Consider the following 10,538-nt stretch of genomic DNA (forward strand, 5'->3'; position numbering starts at 1 on the left):
GATCCGCCACGCAGTGTTCCGGCCGCGCTCGACACGCTGGTACCGCCGAAAGTCGTTCCGAACGAGTGGTGACACGGCCAGGCCGTCAGCGAACTGCGTTCCCGTGGCTGCCCGGTAGAGTCGGTGAGCGGGACGACCACGAACGGAACAGGAACGCCATGCCGCGCTTCGCCACCGCCGAGCACGTCGACCGTGACACGCTTCTGCAGTTCTTGCGCCCCCGCCACAAGGGCGTGCTGGTCACCACGCGCTCGAACGGCCTCCCGCAGATGTCACCGGTCACCTGCGGCGTCGATCCCGAGGGTCGGATCGTCGTGTCCACCTATCCGCAACGGGCCAAGACCCGCAATGCGCGGCGAGACCCCCAGGTGTCGATCTGCGTTCTCTCCGACGACTGGAACGGCCCGTACGTGCAGGTGGACGGACACGCCCAGGTGCTGGACATGCCGGAGGCGCTGGAAGGGCTCGTCGAGTACTTCCGCTGCATCTCGGGTGAGCATCCAGACTGGGACGAGTACCGCGAGGCGATGGCCCGGCAGAACAAGTCGTTGCTACGCATCGAGATCGACCGCTGGGGACCCGTCGCCACGGGCGGCTTCCCACCCGACCTCGCCTGAGTCGAGTCCTCGTCTTCAGGCGCACCCCACCTCAACCGAGGCTCGTGAAGCACACGAGTGTCGCGTTCTCGTTGACGAGCAACGACCAGTACGGCCGGGAGTCTTACGGACCTTCCCGACAGTGGTCGGCGCTCGCGTTCGCCGGCGCCTGATACACGCCCGCCACGAGCAGGATGTAGTCGTACTCCACCGGAATACGGTCGGCTCCGCAGTCCACGGCGGTGAAGGTGCCGAGCGACGCGACCCCGCCCGCTCCGTCGCCCTGGGCGAGAATGCAGAACCGGGGCACCCACACGCGCTCCAGACACAACGTCGTGGTTCCCGACCTCCCCTGGTAGCTCCACCACGTGTGCCCGGTGCCCGTGCCGCACTCGGCGCTGCTGCTGCCGACGCCGGTCACCTGGAACAGTCCGGCGTAGCTGGAGCTGCACGACACCGGGTCGGGCGGCATGGAATGGCTCCACTCGCTTCCGTAGCCGGTCATGTAGACGGGCAGGCAATCGCCCACCGCGACTGATCGGAACGCCTCCTCCGTGGGGTCCGGAGGCAGCGTGGTCGTGGTGGTGGTCGGGACGTACTCCGGCGGCGGAGCGTCGATTCCCGCGTCCTCGTCGCCACCGATCTCGATGTCGGGGCCGAGGTCGATGTCGGGGCCGAGGTTCACCTCGGGGCGGAGGTCGACGTTCGGCCCGTCGTCGCCCCTGCTGTGCTTGCGACCGCATCCCGTCAACGCGACGACTAGCACCAGTCCGACCGCGCACCAGCGCCGAAATCGATTCCGTGCCTGTGCGTTCATGACGTCCCCTTGCGCCGCTGGGTCGATCGCGCGAGCGCGCTTCCGTAGGATGCCCGACGGCCTCGGTCGGTTCCCCTGGATTTCCACTCGGCCGACACCGGTTCACAATTTTCGCAGAGCGAAAACGATGATTCATTCTTCGGTTCAAGACAGTCGCTCGCGGCATCGACAGAACTCATTGCCAGCCTCGCTGCGCGCCCGGATGAGCCTCTGCCGACAGGTTTTCTCGCCGTGTCGAACGGACCGCATGTCCCAGCACGACCCCGACTTCTCCCACGATTCCGTGGCGCAACGCGGCTCATCGACGAATCTCCGACGCAACGACGGCACTCGGCGGCAGGTTCGAGGGCCGGCGGCTGTGTGTCCTCACCACCGGAGCCATCGCGACGTCCGGGCCTGCCGTACCACGGCGACTGACGTCGTGTCCGACCACGACTCGCGCATGGAGGGCGACGTGGCGAGACCCGTCGACCGACCTCGCGGTCGATCACCCGGCTCGCACCGCGGTCAACCGCCGATCCGCTTCGCCAAACCCTCGATGAGGTCACGGCACTCCAGCGAATCGAGCCATTCGGTCGGCACGGCCGCGACGCCGTCGCGGGCACCCAGGAGGTTGCCCGCGAGCGAACCCGTGGAGTCCGAGTCGCCGGAGTGGTTCACGGCGATGCGCACCCCCTCCCGTAGATCGGGCGCACACAGCGCCGCACACACTGCGATCGCGAGCGCCGACTCACCCGTCCACCCCCCGCCGAGGTTCCGCTCGACGTCGTCCGGATGCGGGATTCCGTGGCGGGCCAACGCCACCGCGGCACGCAGGGCCTGCTCGGTCTCCACGCGGTCGTGCTCGTCGGCGCTCTCACGCAGCACTGTGAGACCCACGTCGACCGCCGACTCGACCGACGCGGTGGTCAGCAAGCACCGCACCATCACCGCGAAGACCCCGGCGGAGAGCCAGCCCGACGGATGGCAGTGGGTCAACCGCGCAAGCTCCCCGGCGAGCGTGAAGACCGCCCGATCCGACTCCTCCGGCGCGGCCGTCAACGCCACCGGCGCGACCCGCATGACCCCGCCGCAACCCTTCGAGTCGTTGGCGGCGGTCTTGCCCGCGGCGATCGCCTCCAGCGCGGACAGGCAGGTCAATCCCGGAGCACGGCGAGCGTGCAGGCGTTCGTCGGTGACGAGGTCACCGGTCCGGTGCGGCACGGCTCCGCCCTGGGTGGCGAACCAGTCGAGGTAGGCCGCCCGGACCTCGGCCACGGGGTCGGTGCCCCGATCCCGGGCACGCAGCAGGCCCTCCAGCGTGAACAGGGTCATCTGGGTGTCGTCGGTGATCGCACCCAGCCCGAATCCGCCCCGGTCGGTGTAGTCGGTGATGCCACGCGGCCCGAACGTGCGCTCGATCGTGGGCCAGGCGTCGAACTCGACGGGCGCGCCCAACGCGTCACCGGCGGCACCGGACAGCAGGCATCCTCGGATTCTGTCTGTGTCGATCACGGTCATCCCCCACTGTCGTCGAGCGCCGATCGCGCGCCCGACACTACCGACCGACCACGACGGAAATCCTCCACGACGTCACTCGGCCGCCTCCTCGCGCCAGTAGTCCCGCGCGCCCCAGCGGTCCCACTCCGCATCGGCCCCGGGCGGCGGCGACCCCATGATCCGGTCGACGAGGGCGACGTAGCCGTCGCGGTACAGCCGTCGCTTGGCCGCCAGCGCCGTTCCCGAGAGGTTCGGCGGCCGGTTCTCCGAGTCGTAGGAGACCCACCAGGCACGGGAGTAGCCGTCGGCGGCGACGAACTCGGTCAACGCGTCGGCGGTGGCGTAGTGGTCGGGATGGTCACCGGGGTTCAGGCCGCGATCGTGGTCGGAGGCGTTGACCCAGGGGTGCGCGTTGGTGGCCCCGCCCCGTTCCAACGCCAGGACGGCACGCAGGGTCGACACGACGTCGGCCCACGACGCGTAGTGCTGCGACGGCAGTGCCCTGGTCGGCAGACTGTCGAGCCCGTCGATCTCGCCGTCCCGCAACCGCGCGAGACTCCGATGCCCGGTCGCGGGGAACCCGGAGCCGTCGACGTTGCCGTCGGGCAGCCGCAGGAAGTAGCACCCCCACCGGCCGGCGCGGTACCGCATCACCTCACGCCCGTTCACCGTCACCGGGTCCGCCTCGAACTGCTCCCCCGTGGACACGCGGAAGGCGTCGACGAGCCCGTGTTCGCGAGCCCACCACCAGTCGTCAAGCCGACCCGCGTCCCCGGCGGTGACGACGACGCCGACCACCTTCACGTCGGGCCAGTGCAGATCGCCGTGCAGCAGCTCGCCCTTGAACAGCAACACGTCGTCGGGATGTCCGGCCACGTAATACACGACGTGCGGCACGCCCCTCACCTCTCACCGATGTCGACGACCCTGACGTGGTGACTCTTCGGCGAGTGCGGAGAAGCACTGGACGGAACGAGCACGAGCCGTACCCGAACAGCCCAACCGGCGTGGCGTCAGTCCCCGAACACGGACACGGGGAGTTCCTCCAGACCGCGGATCAGCGTGCTGTCCCGCCAGCGCAGCTCTTCCGGGTCGACCGCCAGCGACAGGTTCGGGAAGCGTCGCACCAGGCGGCCGATCGCGATCTGTGCCTCCATCCGCGCGAGGGGCGCACCCAGGCAGTAGTGGATTCCATGCCCGAACGCGAGGTGGCCTCCGGACTCGCGATCGGGGTCGAAGCGGTCGGGGTCGGGGAACCGGTCACCGTCACGGTTGGCCGAGCCCAGCGCCACCACCACGAATTCGCCCTCGGGAATCTCCACGTCCCCGATGCGCACGGGGGCACCGGTGTAGCGGAAGGTCGCCTGGGTCACGGGGCTCTCGTACCGCAGGAACTCCTCGACGGCCGCAGGCACCCGCGACGGGTCCTCACGCAGCGCGGCGAACTCGTCGGGGTGCTGCAACAGACACAGCACGCCGTTGCCGATGAGGCTCATGGTCGAGTCGTGTCCCGCGATCATCAGCAGGAACGCCATGGCGATCAGTTCCGACTCGGTGAGCTTCCCATGGTCGGTGTCGCTCGCCTGGATCAGTTGGGTGAGCAGGTCGTCGCCCGGGTGTCGACGCTTGTTCGCCACCAACGACGTCAGGTACTCGGCCAGGGAAGCCGAGGCCTGAGAGACCGCGTCGGCGTCGCCGTCGCCCATCGCCAGCAACGTGCCGAACCATCGGCGGAAGTCCTCCCGGTCGTGCTCCGGCACGCCGAGCATCTCGCAGATCACGGTGATCGGGAGCGGGAACGCCAGTGCGTCGAGCAGGTTCACCGTGCGCTGCTCCGCCATGCGGTCGAGCAGTTCGTCGGTGATCTCCTCCACCCGGGGACGCATCCGCTCGATCGCCCGCACGGTGAACGCCTTGGCCACCAGCGTGCGCAACCGGGTGTGCTGAGGCGGATCGCTGTTGAGCATGTGCTCGGCGGTGTCCGCCGCGAACACCGGGCGGTCGTCGCCGAGAGCGCTCATGTGACGCTCGTAGAGGTCCAGGGTCGATTTCGCGTCCTTGCGCAGGTCCGGATGGGCGAGTGCCACTCGCGCGTCGGCGTATCGGGTCACCAACCAGGCGCGCAGCCCCAGTGGCATCACCACTTTCCGGACCGGCTCCTCCTCCGCCCGGAGCATGCGGTAGAGGTCGTACGGGTGCTGGATGAACTTGTCGTCCAGCTCGATCTCGGCCGTTCCGGTCTCCGGCATGGGTCCTCCCTCCTCGACGAGTCTTCGGCGCCTCACACGGGAACGGCTTCGATGATCGACGGCGATCCGGCGGTCGGGGTGACGTCGGTGAGCCGGAAACCGGCGCGGGCAAGCAGGTCCGCGTACTCGGCCCGGGTGCGATGCCGGCCCCCGAACGCGACCAGCACGTCGAGGTCGAGCAGCTTGCCGAAGTGCGGGGAGGCGTCCTCCGGCAGAACCATGTCCATCACCAGCAACGTCGCTTCGGGCTTGATGGCCGAGCGCACGTTGCCGAGGATGGCGAGCGCCTTGTCCTCCGGCCAGTCGTGGATGATGTGCTTCAGGATGTACGCGTCGCCCCCGGTGGGAACGGAGTCGAAGAAGGAGCCGCCGCGTACGGTCGCGCGGTCCTCGACACCGGCATCGGCCATGACCGTCGGAGCCGCCTCCACAACGGATTCGAGGTCGAACAACACGCCGTGCGCTGACGGCGTCCGCTGCAGGATCGCGGCGAGCAGCCGCCCCTGACCACCACCGACCTCGACGATCGTGCCGAACCGGGAGAAGTCGTAGGAGTCGAGGATCGCGGGGATCTCGATGGCGGAGCTGAACGTCATGGACTCGTTGAACAGGTCCGCGTAGTCGGGGTCCTTCGCCAGGTAGTCGAACACCGGCATCCCGTGCAGCTTCTCGAACGCGGACTTGCCCGTGTCGACCGAGTAGGCCAGCTCGCCCCAGTGTCGCCAGGTGATGGGGTGTCCGGCGACGAGAACGATGGGGCGCACGGAGTCGGGGGCGTCGGAGCGCAACGCCTGCGCCATCGGAGTGAGCCGGAACCGACGACCCGGTTCCTCGGCGAAGATCGAGCGCGTGGTCAGTGCCCTCAGTAGACGGTAGGTGGCGTCGGGATGCGAGCCGACCCGGTTCGCGATCTCCTCGGCCGTCGCGGGGCCTTCCGCGAGCACGTCGGCGATGCCGAGCTTCGCGGCGACGTAGACGGCTTGAGCGGTGGCACCACCGATGGCCATGTCGAGCAGCCGGGCGTGCTCGTCCGGCGTGGGCGCCGCTGTGGCGTCGGCGGTCATGGGATCTCCTTGCGTGTCCTCGCGTCCGATGGTCGGTGTCGGGTCGACCCGACCGCAGGCCCTGCGGCCGGAGGTCAGGCTAGCCACGCAAGTTGGCGGCTCGCGGACATGCGAGCGCCACCTTCTGCGCCACGACGTCGCAGGTCACGCCCGTGTCTGTCACCGGCAGTTCGGGCCGACTACGGAGAACGTGACGTGATCACGGAGAGTGCTCCGAGCCGGTAGGAGAAATGCACGGTGAATGGTCGACTCACGTCGATACGGGGCATGACCGGATCACAAACAGTCCTGATCGGACATTGAGAAAAAAAGTGAACACATGTACGCGAAAGTGGCGCAACTCGGCGAATTCACGCGGATTTCATCGACCTTCGCGCACCCAAGACCGCCCAGGTGGCCGAAGATTACCCGGTCGAGAACACGGTGATCAACTCTCCTTGCGAGCGCCACTGAAAACCACGTACAGTGCCCAAGGAGGCCACCCACACCGGGTGCGCCCACGGACTGATTCCGCCATTTGGGGGCATTGACATACTCCAGAGTAATCAGTCATCAAATTCTCGGATTTGATTTGGTCGATTACCGGGGGCGCGTGCTGGAGTGTGGTCTGTGCCGACTGTTCTAAGCAGAGTGACCGTCGTCTACAGGGGGCTCGATGCTAGGTAACGGGGCACATTGGGACTTGGCCCATGTGGTCCAACAGTTGCGACGCAACGCAGGGCTCACGCAGAAGGAGATGGCAGAACGAGCCAACATCAGCCTGGCCGGTTTGCGTGACCTCGAACAGCAGCGAGTCACCCGGCCCCGGGTGAGCACGCTGCGGCGGATCGCAGCAGCCCTGGAACTCTCCCCGAGCGAAGCGAAGGAGTTGGTGCGCCTGGGATCCCAGGGCCCGGTACTGGCCCACGACCTGCGCCTGCAGGTGCTCGGGCCCCTGTCCATCACGGTCGACGGAACCCCCGTGAACCTCGGCTCGGAACGTCAGCGGACGATGCTCGCCATCCTGGCGCTCTCCCCCGGTGTACCGGCGACGATCGACACTCTCGTGGACGCCGCGTGGGGCGGACAACCCCCACCCACGGCGGTCGACCTGGTGCGCTCCCAGATGTCCCGGCTACGGCGTCGTATCCAGCCCAAGGGCCGGACGGCGCCGGTGCTCGTCGCCATCAACGGCGGGTACGCGCTCCGCGTCGACGACAACCAGTTGGACCTCCTCGCCTGCCGTGGTCTGGTCGCCGACGCGCGGCGCGACCGCAAAGCAGGCCGACTCGATTCGGCGGTCAGCGCCTACAAGCAGGCGATGGACCTGTGGCGCGGCGAACCGTTGTGGGACCTGCCCGGTCTGCACGAACAGCCCGCCCTGGCCAACCTCCGAAGAGAGCTGGAGACCGCGCTGCTGGAGTACGCCGACACGGCGAGCGCCCTGGGCCGGCATGAGGAGGTCTTGACCCCGCTGTACCGATTCACCGAGGCGAATCCACTGCACGAGCCCGGCCACGCCCGGCTCATGACGGCGCTCGCGGGTGCCGGGCAACGAGCGGTGGCGCTGGAGGTGTTCGAGAACCTTCGCCGAGCACTGTCCGCGGAACTCGGTGTCGATCCCGGAGTGCTCGTTCGCGAGACCCACCAGGCAATCCTGCTCGGCGAGCCGACGCCCGCGCAGCTGACCGTCGTTCCGCCGCAGAGCACCACGACGGTGGCGAAGCAACCGGTTCCGACGCAGCTTCCCGCCGACGTGTACGGATTCACGGGCAGGGCACGGGAGTTGGCGCACCTCGACGCCGTGCTCGACGACGGCCGACGACAACCCACGATGGTGGTCGCGGCGTTGCTCGGCAGACCGGGAGTGGGCAAGACCAGCCTGGCGGTGCACTGGGCACATCGGATCGCCCGCCACTTCTCGGACGGCCAGCTCTACGCCGAACTCGGGTGTGCCGACCCGGCCGACGTGCTGCGCAACTTCCTGCTCTCGCTCGGGGTTCCACCGAACCAGGTGCCCGAGAGCCTCGCCAACCGTGCCGCGCTGTACCGCAGCCTGCTTACGGGCAGGGAGATGCTGGTTCTTCTCGACAACGCGAAGAACGCCGACCAGGTACGGTCGCTGCTGCCCGGCTCCCCGGGGTGCGTGGTCGTCGTGACGAGCCGCGATCCACTGGCCGGGCTGGTCACCGCGGAAGGCGCTCGGCCGTTGACCGTCGAGGCGTTGACCGAGGCCGACGCACTCACTCTGCTCCACCGCAGGCTCGGACCGGCCAGGATGATGGCCGAACCCGAGGTGGCGCGGGAGATCGTCGCGCGGTGCGAGGGCCTGCCCGCCGCACTCGCCGCCGTGGCCACCCGCGCCATCACCGACACCCAGTTGCCGCTGGCGAGCCTGGCCGAGGAACTGCGGGGCACGGCGGCGACCGGTACCTGGCCGGGACGCCCCTGGCGCGGACGCAACGTGTCCTGACACGACGAGAAGGAGGGGCCGTCGGCGACGACCCCTCCTTCGGTGTTCCGGCGCTCAGGAGCGCGTGGTGCGAGGTACGGCGTAGGAGAACCGTTCCCCGGACCAGGCCGACCGCGGCACCGTCTCCTCGATCTCCCGCAAGTCGTCGGAGGAGAGGACCACCTCGGCGGCCGAGGCGTTCTCCACCAACCGCTCGCGGCTGCGGGTACCGGGGATGGCCACGACGTCCTCGCCCTGAGCCAGCAACCACGCGAGAGCCAACTGGCCGGGAGTGATACCCCGCGCCTCGGCCAGCTTCGTGAGCTGGGCCAGCCGCGCGGTGTTGGTGGCCAGGTGCTCACCGTGGAAGCGCTGATCGGGCAACCGATCGTCGTCCTCGCTGAGCGCGTCCACGCTCAACTTGCCGGTGAGGAACCCCCGACCCAGCGGGCTGAAACCGACGATGCCGATGCCGAACTTGCGCGCCAACGGCACCACGTCGTCCTCCAGCTCCCGCCAGAAGAGCGACCACTCGTACTGCACGGCGCTGATCGGTGCCGTCCGTGCCGCCCGTTCGAGGTCGTCGGTGCTGCACTCGGACAACCCGAGATACCGCACCTTGCCTTCCTCGACTAGTTCCGCCATCGCACCGACGCTGTCCTCCACCGGCACCTGGGGATCGACCCGGTGCAGGTAGTAGAGGTCGATGTGGTCGGTGCCGAGACGGGAAAGCGATGCCTCGCAGAACTCGCGAATCCGCTCCGGCCGGGCGTTGAGGCTCGGAGGATCACCACGGTTCTCGCGGTAGATCCCGAACTTCGTCGCCAGCACCACCTTGTCCCGCCGACCCGCGATGGCCCGGCCGACGAGTTCCTCGTTGTGCCCGGCCCCGTAGCTCATCGACGTGTCGATCAAGTTGACACCGACGTCGATCGCCCGGCGCACCACCTCCACGGACTCCGCGTCGTCGGCCGGTCCGTAGTCCTGCGACATGCCCATGCAACCCAGGCCGATCGCGGAGACGGACAGGCCGTGACCACCCAGGGCACGCGTGATCATGACGGCAACCGGCCCGGGAGCGAGCAGTAGTTCACCACGAGCACGTCGCGGTGTGCCGGCTTGGTCTTGTCGACCGCCTCGATCGGCGTCACCTGGTGGTAGGTGCGCTGGTCGTCGCCCAGCAGCAGGTCACCGCGCTCGGAGAGCGTGACCGTGCGGAGCAGGTTCTGCTGCTCGTCGTACGTGGTGCTCTCACCGCCGGTGATGTTCAGCCGGTCGAGGAGAAGCGAACCGACGAACGTGACACCGTCCCGGTGGCGACCCTCCGGGGCGGGCTGTCCGATGTTCTCGCCCGCGATGATGCGCACCGGGTGCAACTTCACGAGCCACCGGCGGGTGTCGTCGACCGTGGTGAAGATGTGGCCGAGTTCGATGACGAGCTTGCGGAGCAGCGGGTCGTTGACGAACTCGTCGGTGAGCGGCTCGTAGACCCGGTCCACGCCACCGTTCAGCTTGTTGAAGAACTTTTCCTGCCGGTACGGCTCGTGCGGCAGCAGCGTGAGCTCGTCGGTGAACGGGTCCAGCTCGAACTGCCCGTACCGGCGATAGCGGTAGGTGCCGCCGTCGGCCATGAACGTGTCGAGCTTGAGATCCTCCCAGTTCTTCGCGAACCGGGCCCAGTCCTCGGCGCTGGCCCCGACGATCGCGGACAGGTCAGCGGACGCGACCAGGTGCTCGCCGGTGTTCGACAGACCGTCGACAACGGCGCGCGCCTCCGTACTCAGTGTGGTGATGCCAGACATGGCGGTCCTTTCGGCGCTGGTTGGAGCCTCGCTCCCATGCTCGCGGCGGCCACGGACGGCAGGTGGACAACTGTCCGACAGGACGGCCACGGCGATCCCA

9 protein-coding genes are annotated in these 10,538 nt (G+C 68.4%); 2 read left to right on the forward strand and 7 right to left on the reverse strand.

Annotated elements, in window-relative coordinates:
- The first annotated feature begins 158 nt into the window (after positions 1–158).
- Positions 159–617, forward strand: coding sequence for a PPOX class F420-dependent oxidoreductase (locus JAV51_RS15905; RefSeq protein WP_197321519.1), 459 nt, complete (start codon positions 159–161; stop codon positions 615–617).
- 103 nt (positions 618–720) lie between these two features.
- Here JAV51_RS15905 and JAV51_RS20315 read toward each other — a convergent pair whose 3' ends face one another.
- The 5 genes from JAV51_RS20315 to JAV51_RS15930 all read right to left on the reverse strand — a co-directional run bounded on the left by JAV51_RS20315 (position 721) and on the right by JAV51_RS15930 (position 6,205).
- Entirely contained in the window at positions 721–1,362 is a 642-nt protein-coding gene (locus JAV51_RS20315; RefSeq protein ID WP_231642400.1) for a hypothetical protein, read from the reverse strand.
- 558 nt (positions 1,363–1,920) lie between these two features.
- The gene (locus JAV51_RS15915) at positions 1,921–2,907 is read right to left on the reverse strand and encodes an ADP-ribosylglycohydrolase family protein (protein ID WP_374059053.1); all 987 of its coding nucleotides are present in this window, start codon (positions 2,905–2,907) and stop codon (positions 1,921–1,923) included.
- A 78-nt stretch (positions 2,908–2,985) separates the two neighbouring features.
- On the reverse strand, positions 2,986–3,789 hold the full coding sequence (locus JAV51_RS15920) for a PIG-L family deacetylase (protein WP_197321521.1): 804 nt from the start codon (positions 3,787–3,789) through the stop codon (positions 2,986–2,988).
- Positions 3,790–3,905: 116 nt separating this feature from the next.
- Positions 3,906–5,141: a cytochrome P450 gene (locus JAV51_RS15925; protein ID WP_197321522.1), complete on the reverse strand. Its 1,236-nt coding sequence runs from the start codon at positions 5,139–5,141 to the stop codon at positions 3,906–3,908.
- Between the two features lie 32 nt (positions 5,142–5,173).
- A complete protein-coding gene (locus JAV51_RS15930; protein WP_197321523.1) occupies positions 5,174–6,205 on the reverse strand; it encodes a methyltransferase in 1,032 nt (343 codons plus the stop codon).
- 655 nt (positions 6,206–6,860) lie between these two features.
- Between JAV51_RS15930 and JAV51_RS15935 the strand changes: the two genes are divergently transcribed.
- Positions 6,861–8,657: a BTAD domain-containing putative transcriptional regulator gene (locus tag JAV51_RS15935; RefSeq protein WP_255534972.1), complete on the forward strand. Its 1,797-nt coding sequence runs from the start codon at positions 6,861–6,863 to the stop codon at positions 8,655–8,657.
- A gap of 54 nt (positions 8,658–8,711) precedes the next feature.
- On the opposite strand, the gene JAV51_RS15940 is transcribed toward JAV51_RS15935, so the two are convergent.
- Positions 8,712–9,695 carry an aldo/keto reductase gene (locus JAV51_RS15940; RefSeq protein WP_197321525.1) on the reverse strand — a complete coding sequence of 328 codons (984 nt, stop codon included), beginning with the start codon at positions 9,693–9,695 and terminating at the stop codon, positions 8,712–8,714.
- Positions 9,692–10,438, reverse strand: coding sequence for a 2OG-Fe dioxygenase family protein (locus tag JAV51_RS15945; protein WP_197321526.1), 747 nt, complete (start codon positions 10,436–10,438; stop codon positions 9,692–9,694). Before JAV51_RS15945 ends, JAV51_RS15940 begins: the two co-directional genes overlap by 4 nt.
- Positions 10,439–10,538: the final 100 nt, after the last annotated feature.

This window comes from Saccharomonospora sp. NB11, from assembly GCF_015910535.1.
Taxonomy (GTDB): domain Bacteria; phylum Actinomycetota; class Actinomycetes; order Mycobacteriales; family Pseudonocardiaceae; genus Saccharomonospora.